Below are 13,955 nucleotides of genomic sequence, written 5' to 3' on the forward strand. Positions count from 1 at the left end.
TCCCTCCCCCGCCCGGCCTCAAGGCCCCGCCGCTCTCCTTCGCCACGCGCGTCGGCGATCTCCTCTTCATCTCAGGCATTCCCGGTTTCGGCGATAACCGCGAACTGCCTGACATCTTCGAAGCGCAGTTCGCCAACGTCGTCGCCAACTTCAAACGCGTGCTGGATGAGGCGGGCGCGACGGTTCGCGATCTCGTCAAGGTCAACGTGCTGCTGACGCGCGCCTCCGATGTCGCCGCGATGAACAGGCTCTATGCCGAGGCGTTCGGGCCGGCGCCCTATCCGGCGCGCACAACTAGCGTGGTGGTGGCGCTGCCCGATCCGAAGATGCTGATCGAGATCGAGGGCGTCGCACACCTTCGCGCTGCATGAGCGGCGCGGCCGCGCCTCGCGAACGGCTGCCCGACCAGCTTGCCGCCGATCTGCGCCTGGTGTTCGTCGGCACGGCCGCGAGCCAGCGGTCGGCGGATCTCGGCCATTACTACGCGCATCCCGGCAATCGCTTCTGGCGCACGCTGCATCAGGTCGGCATCACGCCGCGCCGCTACGAGCCGCATGAATTTCCGGCGCTGCTCGAGCTCGGCATCGGCTTCACCGACATGTGCAAGACGGGAGCAGGCATGGACCATCAGGCGCTCGCCTTCCCTGTCGATGTGCCCGCATTCCGCGCGAAGATGCTGACCTGGCGGCCGAAGACGATCGCCTTTACCAGCAAGAAAGCGGCATCGCTGTTCTACGGACGGCCGACGGCGGCGATCGCGCTCGGCCGGCAAGCGCTGTTGCCGGAATTTCCTGACATCTTCGTGCTGGCGTCGCCATCGGGTGCGGCGTCGGGAAGCTGGTCGTTGCAGCCGTGGCAGGAATTAGCGGATTGGCTGCTGTCCGACGAACGAATGGAGCACCGGCATACCGCCGCGCAAAGGCGCCGGTGAAAAGCGCGGGATCGTTGCCGCCTCTCGTGACCGAGAGACTCCTGCCGCACCAATAACGCCACAAACGATCGCGAAAAACCGCAGGCGCCTTCGCTCCTTGCCGAGGCAGCCAACAAACCTTCTTCAACAGGAGATCCGTCATGCGTCGCGCCACCGCCCTCTGTCTCGCCACCTGCTTCGCTGTTGCGGCCATTGCTGCCGCGAGACCCGCGGAAGCCGCCGGCTATTACGTGATCCGCTGGGAAAACACCGGCATCTGCCAGATCTGGAATGAGGACCTGCAGCAGAAGCCGTGGCAATGGCCCTCGACCTACAAGGTCGTCAGCAAGCCGGTCCCCACCTTCTCCGCCGCGATGGCCGAGCAGGAGCAGATGCGGGCGCAGCGCCGCTGCTCGCTGTGAGTTGTGAGTTGTGAGTTGTGGAATTGCAGGTGGGTTAGCGAAGCGCAACCCACCGATGGCTGCGCCACGAACTCACCCTCATCCCGAGGAGCCGCGTAAGCGGCGTCTCGAGGGATAGACCACCGACGAGATCGGGGCCTCATGGTTCTCAAGGCGATGCGAAGCATTGTCCGGAGACACGCTACGCGCTCCTCACCATGAGGGTCTGATATCGCGTGCGCGGCAAGACGAATTAAGCGAGCGATTCCAACGTGATTTGCCCTGTCCAGCCTTCGCGCGAAAAACATTCCGCTTTCGCCGTCGGGCAAATCAGTGATTTAACTCCGCGCGTCTCACCCGAGAGAGGGGCGGATCGCGATCGTCACGAACGTTGCGGTGAGATGCGGTGGACGCTGACGTTGCGACTGACGAGCGCAACATCAGCGGACGGCGAAGTCGTGTGGTTCTGGCGCCCCGACGCTGGCGCTAAGCTCGCGAGCAGCAAGAGCTGCCGCGGGTGACGGTGGCAAGAAAGCCCGGTCACCGAGAAGAGCACGAAGTAAGCCGTAAACCATCGCGCAGGGAAAGCCGGAGTTGCTTCGGTTGACCTGTGGTCCTACCCCCGTGCTTTTTGTTGCACGGGGCCCACGGGTGCAACCGGCACCCGGCTTTCCCTGCGCCCTCTGTATGATGAGAGGGCGAAACGAACACAAACCTCGGACGCAAAGCGCCGCGAGAATGCGAACTCACATCCTCTCCGCACACTCCCCCGTCATGGATTGCTTCGCCATGCTCGCAATGACGAAAGGGCAGCGCACGCGAATGTATCCCCTCACCCTGAGGAGCCGCGGAGCGGCGTCTCGAAGGGCGAGGCCAGCAGCGGGGCCTCAAAGGGCGCCTTACGCCGCGCTACTTCATCGTGATCGCAAGGCCGCTCAAATCGACATTGGCCATCAATCCAACCTGACGGCCGGAGAGTTCGAGCACGGCACCCTTCTGGTTGGTGAGCACGATGGCGCGGGCGCCGCCGCCGATCGCAAGGCCGGCACCGGCTGCGCCATAGACGCCGGCGACGTCGCTCGGACGGGTGATGTTGCTGACGCGGCCGCGCAGCACCGTCTTCGAGCCGCCGAACACCAGGCCGTAGTCGAGACCGCCGGCCGACAGCGGATACCTGCGCCCATGGAAATTCAGCACGCCGCCACCACCGGAGCCGCCGATGATCCAGCCCGCCTTGTAGATCGTGAGCGAGATGGTGCCGCTGTCGGCATGGGCAACCGAGGAAAGACTGGCGCCGACGAAAGCGGTCAGCGCGAGCAGCGCGGCACGAAAGGCGGACAGCATTTTCATATGAGGGTCTCCGGGACTTTCTTGAGGCATCAATGGCGAGGAAGCATCGATTCGCACATTGCCGAGTGTAGCCCGGAAGCAGCGCGCAGGGTGGGCAAAGCGCAGCGTGCCCACCTTCCGCACTCGGCTCGCGATGGTGGGCACGCTTTCGCTTTGCCTACCCTACAAATTGCTCGTGTTTTGAATTAGCCTCTGGCGTTCAACAACAAGCAAGAGGAAACCCCAATGGCCCTTCTCGAAAATCACATCGCCGTCGTCACCGGCGCAGGCTCCGGCATCGGCCGCGCGATCGCAGCCGGCTATGCGCGCGAAGGCGCACGCGTTGCTTTGCTGGATGTCAATGCGAGCGCGGCCACGGAAGCCGCGAAGGAGATCTGCGACGCCGGCGGCAAGGCCGACGGCTTCGCGCTCGACGTCACCAGGCGCGAGGATTGCCTCGCCATCGCCAAGGAGATCGCCGGCACGATCGGACAGGTCTCGATCCTCGTCAACAATGCCGGCATTGCGCGGCGCAACGGCATGCTCGGCGCGGACGAAGCGGTGATCAAGGATTGGGAAGACGTCATCGCGATCAACCTCACCGGCGTGTTCAACGTCACCCATGCGTTCCTGCCGCAGATCCGCGCCGCGAAGGGACGCATCGTCAACATCGCATCGATCCAGTCCTTCGTGCATGTGCGCACGCCGAGCTCGCCCGCCTACACCGCCTCCAAGCATGGCGTGCTCGGCTTCACCAGGGCGCTCGCCGCCGAGCTCGGCAAGGAAGGTGTGCGCGTGAACGCGATCGGACCCGGCTTCATCGAGACGCCGCTGAACGCCCAGACGCGCGCGACCAATCCGGAGCTGGTGAAGACCTTCATGGCACATACGCCGCTCGGCCGCCCCGGCAAGGCGGAGGATATCGTGGGGCCGGCGATCTTCCTCGCCTCCGAGCTGTCGGCCTACGTCACGGGATCGATCGTGATGGTGGATGGCGGCTACCGGGCGGTGTGAACATGCCGCAGGCGGAAGCCATCCGCGGATGTGGATGGTAACGATCTCGTTAATCGTTTGTTAACCATCTGCGCCCACCGTCTCGCGCGGGCCAGGGGTTTGGAGTTCTCGATGTTTCCGATTCGCGATGTTGCGAACGGGCGTTGCTCGGGAGGTGTCATGTCCTATGTGTCCACGCAGCCCCTGCCGGAGATTCCGGCGTCCTCACTGGCCCCCAATGAGATCGTGCCGCTCCTGATCGGAGCCACCGTCGGCGAGGTCGAACGCGAGCTGGTGCTGCAAACCCTGATCCGTTGCAATGGCAACCGCACCCGCGCCGCGCGCGTGCTCGGCGTCTCCGTGCGTACCTTGCGCAACAAGATCAGGTGCTATTCGGCTGACGGAATCGAGGTGCCCGCGCCGAGCGATTAAGCGGGACTGCCTATGCTTGCGATCGCGTGCCGCGCATCCTCGCCCAGGCGCCGATCGTGATGACGAGCGAAATCGCCGCGACACTTCCCGCGATCAGTTCGATGGCGCGCAGCACGAAAGCGGTCTCGACGAGCAACAGCGGTTGCGGCTCCTCGGCAAAGCCGATCGGCACGATGTCGGGCACCAACAGCCGCTCGGCACCGAAGCCGACCGCGAAGACTGCGAGCGACAGCAAGAAGATCTTCCAGCCTGCGTTCATGGCTTCGCTCCCGTTCCACCACACACTGCAACGATGCCATGGAGCGCGATTGCATCATTGATGTTGATCAATCCGGCAATCGCGCCCCGCGCAATTGAAGCGGTCGCCAAACGCCGCTAAGAACGCGCGGGACGCAATTTTCTTTCGGAGTGCAGCAGTGGCCGATGATGCTTCGAATCGGCGCGGACCAGCGGGACCGCCGGGCCCACGCGGTCGGCCCGGCGAACAGGGACGGCCGGGACCACAGGGACATCCCGGCCGGCGCGGCCCCGACGGCGCGCGCGGCAAGCCGGGCCCGCAAGGCAAGCCGGGCGCGCAGGGCAAGCCTGGTGTGCAAGGCAAGCGCGGTGAACCGGGCCCGCAGGGTGCAGCCGGTCCGCAAGGTCCCGCCGGGCCGCAGGGACCTGCCGGTCCGCGCGGCGAGCCGGGGCCGCCGGGGCAACTGCCGTCGATCGAACAGGTGATGCCCTGGCTGCACATGATCTTCGACGCCTGGGAAGACTATCGCCGCCAGCGCGAGCAGGAGGCGGCCGAGCGCGCCGCACAGGAAGCCGCTGAGCGCGCCGCAGCAGAGGCGCTCACCTTTGATGACGAATCCGACCATTCGGACGATGAGGGTGATCACAAGAACAAGAAAAAGAAGAAGCACAAGCACAAGGACAAGGAGTAGCGGGCACGGTGACGGCTACTGTCCGTTGCGCGGCAGCAGATGGATCAGGCGGAACAGCCAGCGCATTACGAAATACCAGGCGATGCCCGCCAGCGTGCCGCACATGGTCAGGATGATGATGCCGACGCCGTCGAACGAGCCGGTCGACCAGATCATCCAGGCGGTCCACGCGACGGCGAAGGCGATCGAGGCGAGCTTGAGCGGGATCGTGGTCTGCATGGCGTTCTCCGATGGCTACTGCAACGCCATTCCTGCCCACCAGCACCTCGCCGCACCGTGAGCCAGGTCACGCCCGATGCGCGGACCTCATCCGAACCGCAGCCGCGAGCGCTCCCTCGCTCGTTCCGCCTCCGTCTCGCGATCGCGCGCCGGTGCTGTGGTGTGTAGCGATGTCAGAAGCCGCCGCGCCGCATCCGAGACCTCGGCGACCGCGCGATCAAAGGCGGCTTCATTGGCCTGAGACGGCTTGTTGAAGCCGGACAATTTGCGCACGAACTGCAATGCGGAAGCGTGGATCTCCTCCTCGGTCGCGGGCGGCTCGAAATTGAACAGCGTCTTGATGTTGCGGCACATGCTTTGCTCCTGTCACCGGCGGCCGGGATTGCATCGACCCAAGGACGATCGGCCCATGGAAATTCCGACATCATCGCCTATTCTGTCATGAAAGCGCCGGTGGCTTCACCCGTCCGGCCGCAACCGCGAAGCGAGTTCCCGATGAGCCATGTGACCTACAAGATCGTCGAACATGATGGCGGATGGGCCTACACGGTGGACGGCGTGTTCTCCGAACCATTCGCGACCCATGCCGCGGCACTGGCCGCTGCCCGCCGCGCCGCCGCCGAACAGCGCGTGCCCGGTCGTACCGAGGCAATCGAGTATGAAACCCCTGACGGCCAATGGCGCACCGAGACCGCAGCCGGCAGCGACCGGCCCGAGACGGACGTCGAGGACCGCGGCTGAGATCGCGGGATGACGGCGGAATTTCGCGATGATACGTTCGTCACAAAGACGACATCCGGAGACCGCCCGTGACCGATCTTGCCGCCGCCGACCTCATTTCGATCTATCCAAAGCCGACTGCGCGCGTGATCGCGAAGGCGCGGCCGGAGATCGACGTGCATGCAAGAAAGTTCATCGGCATGTCGCCATTTTGCGTGCTGGCGACTTCCGGCTCTGACGGCAGCGTCGATGCCTCCCCGCGCGGAGGCACTCCGGGCTTCGTCAGCGTCGCCTCGCCGAACCTGTTGTTGATGCCGGACCGCTCGGGCAACAACCGCATCGACAGCTTCCGGAACATCGTCGAAGGCTCCGGCTTCCTGCAGCTGATCTTCTTCGTCCCGGGAATCGACGAGACGCTGCGCGTCGGCGGCAAGGGACGTGTCTCGGCCGATCCGGACCTCCTGGCCTCAATGGTGGAATTCGGCAAGCCGCCGCGCGCGGTGCTGCGCATCGACGTGACCGAAGCCTATTTCCACTGCGGCAAGGCCTTGATGCGTTCGAAACTGTGGTCGGCGGACACGCGCGTCGAACGCAAGGTATTCCCGAGCATCAGCGAGGTGATCCACGACCAGACCACGCTCGGCGAGCCGGAAAGCCAGGCGGTGGTGGAAGAGCGCTACAAGACGCAGCTCTGATGGGCTGGCTGTATCACCCTCCCCTGAAAGAGAAGGGTGATAGTCGGAGCGCCTCAGTCCCCGTTCTCGAGGTGGCCGACGTGCTTCTGGGTGTAGAGCTCAAGGCCGATGCGCTGGATCAGGTCGAGCTGGGTCTCGAGGAAATCGATGTGGTGTTCCTCGTCCTTCATCAGGTCCTCGAACAAGTCGCGGGTCACGTAATCCTTCACGCCGTGACAGTAGGTGGCGGCTTCCTGGTAGAGTGCGCGGGCGCTGACCTCGGCGGCGAGGTCGCATTCGATGATCTCCCGGACATTCTGGCCGATCCGCAAGGGATCGAGCACCTGCATGTTGGGGAAGCCGTCGAGGAACAGGATGCGATCAGTGAACCGGTCGGCGTGGTGCATCTCCTCGATCGATTCCTTGCGCCAGACCTTGGCCATCTCCAGCAGGCCCCAGTTGTTCAGGATGCGGTAATGCAGCCAGTACTGGTTGATTGCCGTGAGTTCGCTGCGAAGCCCCTTGTTGAGATATTCGATGACCTTGGGGTCGCCCTGCATAGTTCACTCCAAATGCTCAAAAGGCCCAAGCGGGCCCGAATCCAAGTTTAGAACGCTTCTAAATCAGATTTGGAGCGAGAGCAACCCTCCTCTCGGAGAGCATCTGCGAAGAGATCTGGGGAAATCCCGGCGGCTCAGCAGGCCGCGAGGGCGAACTCGGTATCGGCGACTTCGTCGACTGCCTCATGGCTGTGCGGGCAGCCGGCACAGCAGGCCTTGGCGCATGGGCCAAGCGCCTCGTCGATGATGGTCTTGATGGTCCGGGCACAGCGACCGCATTCCGCACTGCAGCCCAGACAGCCATAGAGCTGCTTGGCGTTTCGCGGCAGCGAGCCGGCGGCGCTCACAGCACTACGGACATCGTGGTCGCTAAGGACGTTGCAGGAACAAACGATCATCGAGAAGGCGGGTCCGGTCGGTGATGCTGACCTAAGAGATATTGAAGGCGACCAAGCGAAGCAAAAGGAAAAACCGGAATTTGAAGCAATTCCAAACTGATGACGGAGGTAGATTGGAATGGCTCTAAGTGTGATCTGGATCATCGCGCCACACCCGGCCACCGTTTCTTCAACGATCCGCCCGCGGCGTTCGTTGATCGTCACAGGGAAATGTGGAACTCTGATCGAGACCAGTGCTCCACGAGATGACTCGAAGAAAGGTGAGGCCATGAGGAAGACATTGCTCGGATTAGCCGCCATCGCATTGGCGGGCGCGATCATGGCGGCACCTCCTCCAGCGCATGCGCAGCGTGGCGTTGCCGCGGGCGTCGCGGCCGGACTGATCGGCGGCGCCATCGTTGGCGGTGCGATCGCCTCGCAGAACCGATACTACGGTCCCGGTTACTACTACGGTCCGGGCCCCGGCTATTACGTCGCCGATGACCCCCTTGCGTACGGTCCGCCTTGCGTCTGGCAGCGCCAGCGCTTCTGGGACGGCTACGGTTGGCGGGTGCGTAGCGTGCGCGTCTGCGATTAACGCGCATTCACCTTCATTAAATCTCGCACAGGATACCGGAAAACCCCGGGTTTTCCGGAACATCAACAGCCGATGGCCAGAAAAAACCGTTTTTTTCAGGCCATTAGCGCGCGGACGTTTACTTTCGATTGACTGTTGTGCGCTCTTTTTGCGACAGGCATTCGAAGCCAGCGTGCGAGTCATCGTTAAACCCGGCGTCGCCTGAAGGCGCCATCCAGGAGAGCCCAAGACATGAAGAAGACATTAGCTGCCTTCGTCGCGGTCGCAACGATTGCCGGTTCGCTGGCCGTCGCGCCGGCCGCTAACGCCAGAGACGGCGCGGTGGCAGCCGGCGTTGCCGGCGGCCTGATCGGCGGTGCGCTGCTCGGCGGCGCCATCGCAGCGAGCCGTCCCGCCCCGGTCTATGTCGCACCGGCCCCGGTCTACGTTGAAGAGCCGCCGTGCCGCATGGTTCGCGAGCGCTTCTGGGACGGCTACGGCTGGCGTTTCCGTCGCGTCGAGGTTTGCGACTAAGCTGACCCGCGGCAGATAAAGCCGAATTCAAGAACCCGGCCGATATCGAGGCCGGGTTTTTGTTTGTCGACCGCAAAGTCCTATCTCGCCGCCGTCATCGAGCGCAGCACCGCTTCGCTCGGCCAGCAATCGACCTTCAGGCCCGCCGATTTCTGGTAGGCGCCGAGCGCGGCGCGGGTCTGCATTCCGGCCTTGCCGTCGAGCTTGTCCTTGTAGAGACCGATCCGCGTCAGATGCCGCTGCATCGCCTCGAAATCGGCGGTGCGCAGTTGCGTCGTCGCCGACCAGGGCGTCGCGAACGGCAACGGGCTGGTCATGCGGTCGGCGAGATGGCCGACGAACAGCACGTAGAGATCGGAGAAATTGTATTCCTTGATGACGAAGTAGTTCTTCGTGGTCAGGAAAGCGGGGCCATAGATGCCTTCGGGCTGCAGCAGCGAGGCGGGCTGCGCCTGCTCCGTCGGGCTGAGCTTCTGCCCGCGCACCGGCACAAAGCCTGCGCGCAGCCATTCGCCAATCGGCTTCGTCACCTCCGGCACGCCCATGGTGCAATCGACATTGGCGGGCGCCTTGACCTCGTAGGCCCAGCGCACGCGCTTCTGCCAACCCTTGTTGACGAGCTGCTGCGCGGCGGAGGCAAGCGCGTCCGGGACCGAGTGCCAGATATCGACCCGGCCGTCGCCGTCGAGATCAACGCCGTGCTTGTAATATTCGGAGGGAAGAAACTGGGTGAGCCCGGTGGCGCCGGCCCAGGATGAACGCATCTCCTGGCGCGTCACCGCGCCCTCACCGAGGACCTTCAAGGCGAGGATGAACTCGGTACGGTACTGCTCCTTGCGGCGGCCGACATAGGCCTGCGTCGCGACCACACGCAGCGTGTCATAGGGCAGCCTGTAACGGCCGTAATCGGTCTCGCGTCCCCAGATCGCGAGCACCACGGTCGCCGGTACGCCGAAGCGATTTTCGATCTCGTTCAGATCCGCACGGTACTTCTGCATCAGCCGCTGCCCCTCGGCCGCAAGCCGCGCGATCGAAGCTTCCTTGACGTAGTCCGCCGGCACTTGCACGAACTCTGCTTGCGACGGCGCGCCGGTCGCGGGCCGTCCCGGTAGGATCAAGTCGGGCAGCTTGTAATCGGGCTCGAGCCCGCGCGTCTCACGATCAAACGTCGCACGCGACACGCCGGCAGCCTGCGCCTCCGGCCAGAGCGAGGCGATGAATTGGGTGAAGGCAGCATCGGCGGCGCGGGCGGGCGAGGCCAATAGTAACGTCAGGAATAGGCTGAAGGCGAGCGTGCGGAAGAAGGGCAAGTCGAGCGGCTTATTCACACAGCGGTCCAATCGGCGTGCTGTCCCGTTTTCGAGGCGGACATCAGCCGCACTCCGTTCATGATCCTATCATGAACGCGCAAGCGCCGCACGTTCAATGTACGGCGGACTGCTTGGCGCCTTCAATCGAGGCATTCGATAGCCGGTCGACGACGGCAATGCCGATGGCCGACAGAATGAAGACCGTATGGATGATGGTCTGCCACATCACGCCAGCTTCAGTGTAGTTGGTCTTTCCAGACGTCAGTGCGCCGGCCTCGATGAAGGTCCGCAACAGATGGATCGAGGAGATGCCGATGATGGCCATTGCCAGCTTGATCTTGAGCACGCTGGCGTTGACGTGGCTCAGCCACTCCGGCTCGTCGGGATGACCTTTCAGATTGAGGCGCGAGACGAAGGTCTCGTAGCCGCCTACGATCACCATCACCAGGAGGTTCGAGATCATGACGACGTCGATGAGGCCGAGCACCGCCAGCATGATCTGCTGCTCGCTGAAATCGAAGGCATGGGCGAACAGGTGCCACAGTTCCTTGATGAACAGCACCACATAGACACCCTGGGCGATGATCAATCCGACATAGAGCGGCAATTGCAACCAGCGCGATCCGAAGATCAGCATGGGAACCGGGCGCAGCGAGGCAATCTTCGGCGGCACGGATGCGTCGGAGGTGGCAGACATTATGATTTGCTCGCTGCAGGATCTGAGATTGCGGAGCGCTATATCTACGCAATCTCGCCGTGGTGGGAAGCGACAACTGGCCGCAGCGGTGTTCGCCAGAATGCCGTCACCGCGTCAGCTTCTTGTACTTCACGCGATGCGGGATGATCGAATCCTGGCCGAGGCGCCGCATCTTGTCCTTTTCGTAATCCTGGAAGTTGCCTTCGAACCATTCGACATGGCTGTCGCCTTCGAAGGAAAGGATGTGGGTGGCGATGCGGTCGAGGAACCAGCGGTCGTGGCTGATGATCACGGCGCAGCCGGCGAAATCCTCCAGCGCCTCTTCGAGCGCGCGCAGCGTGTCGACGTCGAGATCGTTGGTGGGCTCGTCGAGCAGCAGCACGTTGGCGCCGGACTTCAGCATCTTGGCGAGATGCACGCGGTTGCGTTCGCCGCCCGAGAGCGCGCCGACCTTCTTCTGCTGGTCGGCGCCCTTGAAGTTGAAGGCCGAGCAGTAGCCGCGCGAATTCACCTCGCGCTTGCCGAGCAGGATCAGCTCGTTGCCGCCGGAAATCTCCTCCCACACCGTCTTGTTGCCCTCGAGGCTGTCGCGCGACTGGTCGACATAGCCGAGATGAACGGACTCACCGATGGTGATCGTGCCCTGGTCCGGCTTCTCCTGCCCCGTGATCATGCGGAACAGCGTGGTCTTGCCGGCGCCGTTCGGACCGATCACGCCGACGATGCCGCCGGGCGGCAATTTGAAGGTGAGATTGTCGATCAGCATGCGGTCGCCGAATGACTTCGTCAGCCCTTCGAAATCGACGACGTTCTGGCCGAGCCGCTCGGCGACGGGGATGATGATCTGCGCGGTCTGGGTCTGCTTCTCGCTCGCCTTCTTGAGCAGCTCCTCGTAGCGCTGGTACCGCGCCTTGGACTTGGCCTGGCGAGCCTTCGGCGAGGCCGCGATCCATTCCTGTTCGCGCGCCAGCGTGCGCTGATGCGCGGCCTCCTCGCGGCCCTCCTGCTCGAGCCGCTTCTGCTTCTGCACCAGCCAGGAGGAGTAGTTGCCCTCATAGGGAATGCCGCGGCCGCGATCGAGCTCGAGGATCCAGCCGGTGACGTTGTCGAGGAAGTAGCGGTCGTGGGTGACGATCAGGATCGCGCCAGGATATTGCCGCAAGTGGCCTTCGAGCCACGACACCGACTCGGCGTCGAGATGGTTGGTCGGTTCGTCCAGCAGCAGCAGTTCGGGCTGGTCAAGCAGCAGCCGGCACAATGCGACGCGGCGCCGCTCGCCGCCTGAGAGCTTGGTGACGTCAGCATCGTCGGGCGGACAGCGCAGCGCGTCCATCGCCTGGTCGACCTTGCTGTCGAGATCCCACAGGCCTTGGGCCTCGATCTCGTCCTGCAGCTTGGTCATTTCATCGGCGGTCTCGTCGGAATAGTTCACCGCCAGTTCGTTGTAGCGGTCGAGGATCGCCTTCTGCTTGGCAACGCCCAGCATGACGTTCTCGCGGACGGTCAGCTTGGGATCGAGCTGCGGTTCCTGCTCGAGATAGCCGACGCGGGCGCCCTCGGCGACCCAGGCCTCGCCCGTGTACTCCTTGTCGATGCCGGCCATGATCTTGAGCAGCGTCGATTTACCGGCGCCGTTGACACCGAGCACGCCAATCTTGGCATCCGGGTAGAAGCTCAAGTGGATGTTATCGAGCACCTTGCGGGTCGGGTAGCTCTTGGTCAGACCTTGCATGAAATAGATGAACTGGCGGGCCATTGAGTCCCCTGGAATCGGCAGGATTTGTGGAAATTTTGCTGCCGCCGATGTAGCCGTCGGCCCCCCAAAGCGCAACCGCACATCGCGTGTTTTCCATCCGTTCACCCCGATGATTACGGGCTCGAAACCATGTGTGCGCAAGATGACGATAATTGAAACCATCTTTTAATAAATCGGGCGAAATCTCGTTTTCAGCGTCGAAAACGGCGCTTTGCGCGAGAAGCCGCGCATGACCACCAGGAGGGCTGCGTCATGGCAACAACTACGTCCCTACCCGCCCCTGCGGCCAGCCGCGGCCTTGCGAGAATTGCTGTCGAACTCCGCGCCTTCTGGCGCCAGTTTTTCACCAGGGCCTTTAATCCCTACCGGCCGGAACTGCACTATATGCGCGGGCCTGGACCGGCCTGGCGCGCCAAACACGCCAACCCCCTGGCCCGGTCGAGCTGAGCCTGTCGGATATTTGAAGCCGGCGTTTCCCGAACTCCGCTTGCGCGACCCAACGATTGCGCGCAACCATGGCGATCTCTCCCGACGGTCGTTTCGCCGTCCTTTTCGCCAGAGACGGATTCATCGATGACGCGGCTGCGCTGTGCAATCCTCGACGACTATTTCAACCTGTCACTTTCGATCGCAGACTGGTCCAAGGTCGCGGACCGCGTCGACATCACCGTGTTCAGGGAGCCGTTTGCGAGCGAGGCGGCTGCCGCGAGCGCGCTTGCAGATTTCGAGATCATCTGCGCGATGCGCGAGCGCACCGCATTTCCGCGCACGCTGTTCGCAGGCCTCCCGAAGCTGAAACTCCTGGTCACATCCGGCATGCGCAATGCCGCGATCGACGTGGACGCCGCCAAGGACCACAAGGTGGTGCTGTGCGGGACGCAATACAGTCGCGACCCGACTGCGGCGCTGACGCTCGGCCTGATCCTGGAACTCACCCGCGGCATCGGCCGGGAAAACGCGCGGATGCATGCCGGCGAGCCCTGGCAGACATTTGCTGGCGTCGAGATCGAGGGCCGCACGCTCGGCGTGGTCGGACTTGGCAAGCTCGGCGGCCGGGTGGCGAAGCTCGCGCAGGCGTTCGGCATGAACGTCATCGCCTGGAGCCCCAATCTGACCGCCGAGAAGTGCAAGGAAGTCGGCGTCGGCTACGCCAGCAAGGAGGAATTGTTTGCGACCGCCGACATCGTCACCGTCCATGTGGTGCTGAGCGAGCGCTCGCGAGGCCTGGTCGGCGCCGCCGATCTCGCGCGGATGAAGCCGACGGCCTACCTCGTCAACACCGCGCGCGGGCCGATCGTCGACGAGAACGCGCTATTGGAAGTCCTGACCGAGAAGAGGATCGCGGGCGCCGGTATCGACGTGTTCTCGGTCGAACCGCTGCCGGTCGACCATCCCTTCCGCAGGCTCGACAACCTCGTGCTCACTCCGCATCTCGGCTACGCCACCCAGGAGAGCCTCGGGATCCACTACGGCCAGATGGTCGAGTGCATCGATGCCTGGACCAGGGGCCGCGAACCGCCGCGGCGATTGGCCTGAA

General features: G+C 63.6%; 21 protein-coding genes. 12 read left to right on the forward strand and 9 right to left on the reverse strand.

Annotated features, from left to right (window positions below; translation table 11 throughout):
* The 3 genes from I6F35_RS25205 to I6F35_RS25215 form a co-directional block, all read left to right on the forward strand.
* On the forward strand, positions 1–371 hold a 371-nt coding region (locus I6F35_RS25205; RefSeq protein WP_225120356.1), incomplete at its 5' end, for a RidA family protein.
* Positions 368–931, forward strand: a complete 564-nt coding sequence (locus tag I6F35_RS25210; RefSeq protein ID WP_225120357.1) for a mismatch-specific DNA-glycosylase — start codon at positions 368–370, stop codon at positions 929–931. The genes I6F35_RS25205 and I6F35_RS25210, both read left to right, overlap by 4 nt.
* Positions 932–1,071: 140 nt before the next feature.
* A complete protein-coding gene (locus I6F35_RS25215; protein WP_225120358.1) occupies positions 1,072–1,332 on the forward strand; it encodes a hypothetical protein in 261 nt (86 codons plus the stop codon).
* An 888-nt stretch (positions 1,333–2,220) separates the two neighbouring features.
* On the opposite strand, the gene I6F35_RS25220 is transcribed toward I6F35_RS25215, so the two are convergent.
* Entirely contained in the window at positions 2,221–2,661 is a 441-nt protein-coding gene (locus tag I6F35_RS25220; protein WP_225120359.1) for a hypothetical protein, read from the reverse strand.
* Between the two features lie 225 nt (positions 2,662–2,886).
* Between I6F35_RS25220 and I6F35_RS25225 the strand changes: the two genes are divergently transcribed.
* Positions 2,887–3,654 (forward strand): SDR family oxidoreductase, encoded by a 768-nt coding sequence (locus I6F35_RS25225; RefSeq protein WP_225120360.1) that lies wholly within the window; start codon positions 2,887–2,889, stop codon positions 3,652–3,654.
* A gap of 159 nt (positions 3,655–3,813) precedes the next feature.
* The gene (locus tag I6F35_RS25230) at positions 3,814–4,065 is read left to right on the forward strand and encodes a helix-turn-helix domain-containing protein (RefSeq protein ID WP_225120361.1); all 252 of its coding nucleotides are present in this window, start codon (positions 3,814–3,816) and stop codon (positions 4,063–4,065) included.
* 10 nt (positions 4,066–4,075) lie between these two features.
* On the opposite strand, the gene I6F35_RS25235 is transcribed toward I6F35_RS25230, so the two are convergent.
* Positions 4,076–4,324 (reverse strand): hypothetical protein, encoded by a 249-nt coding sequence (locus I6F35_RS25235; RefSeq protein WP_225120362.1) that lies wholly within the window; start codon positions 4,322–4,324, stop codon positions 4,076–4,078.
* Positions 4,325–4,481: 157 nt separating this feature from the next.
* Between I6F35_RS25235 and I6F35_RS25240 the strand changes: the two genes are divergently transcribed.
* Positions 4,482–4,994 (forward strand): collagen-like protein, encoded by a 513-nt coding sequence (locus tag I6F35_RS25240; RefSeq protein ID WP_225120363.1) that lies wholly within the window; start codon positions 4,482–4,484, stop codon positions 4,992–4,994.
* Between the two features lie 15 nt (positions 4,995–5,009).
* Here I6F35_RS25240 and I6F35_RS25245 read toward each other — a convergent pair whose 3' ends face one another.
* Both I6F35_RS25245 and I6F35_RS25250 read right to left on the reverse strand, forming a co-directional pair.
* On the reverse strand, positions 5,010–5,213 hold the full coding sequence (locus I6F35_RS25245) for a hypothetical protein (RefSeq protein ID WP_225120364.1): 204 nt from the start codon (positions 5,211–5,213) through the stop codon (positions 5,010–5,012).
* An 87-nt stretch (positions 5,214–5,300) separates the two neighbouring features.
* Positions 5,301–5,567: a DUF2277 domain-containing protein gene (locus tag I6F35_RS25250; protein ID WP_225120365.1), complete on the reverse strand. Its 267-nt coding sequence runs from the start codon at positions 5,565–5,567 to the stop codon at positions 5,301–5,303.
* Between the two features lie 141 nt (positions 5,568–5,708).
* Here I6F35_RS25250 and I6F35_RS25255 point away from each other — a divergent pair, with 141 nt between their 5' ends.
* Positions 5,709–5,954: a DUF2188 domain-containing protein gene (locus tag I6F35_RS25255; RefSeq protein ID WP_225120366.1), complete on the forward strand. Its 246-nt coding sequence runs from the start codon at positions 5,709–5,711 to the stop codon at positions 5,952–5,954.
* 68 nt (positions 5,955–6,022) lie between these two features.
* Entirely contained in the window at positions 6,023–6,628 is a 606-nt protein-coding gene (locus I6F35_RS25260) for an MSMEG_1061 family FMN-dependent PPOX-type flavoprotein (protein ID WP_225120367.1), read from the forward strand.
* Between the two features lie 53 nt (positions 6,629–6,681).
* On the opposite strand, the gene bfr is transcribed toward I6F35_RS25260, so the two are convergent.
* Both bfr and I6F35_RS25270 read right to left on the reverse strand, forming a co-directional pair.
* On the reverse strand, positions 6,682–7,167 hold the full coding sequence (gene bfr / locus I6F35_RS25265) for a bacterioferritin (protein WP_225120368.1): 486 nt from the start codon (positions 7,165–7,167) through the stop codon (positions 6,682–6,684).
* 134 nt (positions 7,168–7,301) lie between these two features.
* The gene (locus I6F35_RS25270) at positions 7,302–7,565 is read right to left on the reverse strand and encodes a (2Fe-2S)-binding protein (protein ID WP_225120458.1); all 264 of its coding nucleotides are present in this window, start codon (positions 7,563–7,565) and stop codon (positions 7,302–7,304) included.
* 268 nt (positions 7,566–7,833) lie between these two features.
* Between I6F35_RS25270 and I6F35_RS25275 the strand changes: the two genes are divergently transcribed.
* Together I6F35_RS25275 and I6F35_RS25280 are read left to right on the forward strand one after the other, a co-directional pair.
* Complete coding sequence (locus I6F35_RS25275; RefSeq protein ID WP_225120369.1) at positions 7,834–8,142, forward strand: hypothetical protein; 309 nt, start codon at positions 7,834–7,836, stop codon at positions 8,140–8,142.
* Between the two features lie 231 nt (positions 8,143–8,373).
* Positions 8,374–8,655, forward strand: a complete 282-nt coding sequence (locus tag I6F35_RS25280; RefSeq protein WP_225120370.1) for a hypothetical protein — start codon at positions 8,374–8,376, stop codon at positions 8,653–8,655.
* Between the two features lie 80 nt (positions 8,656–8,735).
* Here I6F35_RS25280 and I6F35_RS25285 read toward each other — a convergent pair whose 3' ends face one another.
* The 3 genes from I6F35_RS25285 to ettA form a co-directional block, all read right to left on the reverse strand.
* Complete coding sequence (locus tag I6F35_RS25285) at positions 8,736–9,965, reverse strand: lytic murein transglycosylase (protein WP_225120459.1); 1,230 nt, start codon at positions 9,963–9,965, stop codon at positions 8,736–8,738.
* A gap of 112 nt (positions 9,966–10,077) precedes the next feature.
* A complete protein-coding gene (locus I6F35_RS25290) occupies positions 10,078–10,662 on the reverse strand; it encodes a TIGR00645 family protein (protein WP_225120371.1) in 585 nt (194 codons plus the stop codon).
* A gap of 106 nt (positions 10,663–10,768) precedes the next feature.
* Positions 10,769–12,418 carry an energy-dependent translational throttle protein EttA gene (gene ettA, locus I6F35_RS25295; protein WP_225120372.1) on the reverse strand — a complete coding sequence of 550 codons (1,650 nt, stop codon included), beginning with the start codon at positions 12,416–12,418 and terminating at the stop codon, positions 10,769–10,771.
* A 252-nt stretch (positions 12,419–12,670) separates the two neighbouring features.
* Here ettA and I6F35_RS25300 point away from each other — a divergent pair, with 252 nt between their 5' ends.
* Both I6F35_RS25300 and I6F35_RS25305 read left to right on the forward strand, forming a co-directional pair.
* A complete protein-coding gene (locus I6F35_RS25300; RefSeq protein WP_225120373.1) occupies positions 12,671–12,865 on the forward strand; it encodes a hypothetical protein in 195 nt (64 codons plus the stop codon).
* Between the two features lie 126 nt (positions 12,866–12,991).
* Complete coding sequence (locus I6F35_RS25305; RefSeq protein ID WP_225120374.1) at positions 12,992–13,954, forward strand: D-2-hydroxyacid dehydrogenase family protein; 963 nt, start codon at positions 12,992–12,994, stop codon at positions 13,952–13,954.
* Position 13,955: the final 1 nt, after the last annotated feature.

It is taken from the genome of Bradyrhizobium sp. BRP22, from assembly GCF_020194175.1.
Lineage (GTDB): Bacteria > Pseudomonadota > Alphaproteobacteria > Rhizobiales > Xanthobacteraceae > Bradyrhizobium.

Excerpts from the sequence above, each read along its gene's own strand:
- I6F35_RS25210 (WP_225120357.1), top strand. The coding sequence starts at position 368 with ATGAGCGGCGCGGCCGCGCCTCGCGAACGGCTGCCCGACCAGCTTGCC.
- I6F35_RS25215 (WP_225120358.1), top strand. The coding sequence starts at position 1,072 with ATGCGTCGCGCCACCGCCCTCTGTCTCGCCACCTGCTTCGCTGTTGCG.
- I6F35_RS25220 (WP_225120359.1), bottom strand. The coding sequence starts at position 2,661 with ATGAAAATGCTGTCCGCCTTTCGTGCCGCGCTGCTCGCGCTGACCGCT.
- I6F35_RS25225 (WP_225120360.1), top strand. The coding sequence starts at position 2,887 with ATGGCCCTTCTCGAAAATCACATCGCCGTCGTCACCGGCGCAGGCTCC.
- I6F35_RS25230 (WP_225120361.1), top strand. The coding sequence starts at position 3,814 with ATGTCCTATGTGTCCACGCAGCCCCTGCCGGAGATTCCGGCGTCCTCA.
- I6F35_RS25235 (WP_225120362.1), bottom strand. The coding sequence starts at position 4,324 with ATGAACGCAGGCTGGAAGATCTTCTTGCTGTCGCTCGCAGTCTTCGCG.
- I6F35_RS25245 (WP_225120364.1), bottom strand. The coding sequence starts at position 5,213 with ATGCAGACCACGATCCCGCTCAAGCTCGCCTCGATCGCCTTCGCCGTC.
- I6F35_RS25250 (WP_225120365.1), bottom strand. The coding sequence starts at position 5,567 with ATGTGCCGCAACATCAAGACGCTGTTCAATTTCGAGCCGCCCGCGACC.
- I6F35_RS25255 (WP_225120366.1), top strand. The coding sequence starts at position 5,709 with ATGAGCCATGTGACCTACAAGATCGTCGAACATGATGGCGGATGGGCC.
- bfr (WP_225120368.1), bottom strand. The coding sequence starts at position 7,167 with ATGCAGGGCGACCCCAAGGTCATCGAATATCTCAACAAGGGGCTTCGC.
- I6F35_RS25270 (WP_225120458.1), bottom strand. The coding sequence starts at position 7,565 with ATGATCGTTTGTTCCTGCAACGTCCTTAGCGACCACGATGTCCGTAGT.
- I6F35_RS25275 (WP_225120369.1), top strand. The coding sequence starts at position 7,834 with ATGAGGAAGACATTGCTCGGATTAGCCGCCATCGCATTGGCGGGCGCG.
- I6F35_RS25280 (WP_225120370.1), top strand. The coding sequence starts at position 8,374 with ATGAAGAAGACATTAGCTGCCTTCGTCGCGGTCGCAACGATTGCCGGT.
- I6F35_RS25290 (WP_225120371.1), bottom strand. The coding sequence starts at position 10,662 with ATGTCTGCCACCTCCGACGCATCCGTGCCGCCGAAGATTGCCTCGCTG.
- ettA (WP_225120372.1), bottom strand. The coding sequence starts at position 12,418 with ATGGCCCGCCAGTTCATCTATTTCATGCAAGGTCTGACCAAGAGCTAC.
- I6F35_RS25300 (WP_225120373.1), top strand. The coding sequence starts at position 12,671 with ATGGCAACAACTACGTCCCTACCCGCCCCTGCGGCCAGCCGCGGCCTT.
- I6F35_RS25305 (WP_225120374.1), top strand. The coding sequence starts at position 12,992 with ATGACGCGGCTGCGCTGTGCAATCCTCGACGACTATTTCAACCTGTCA.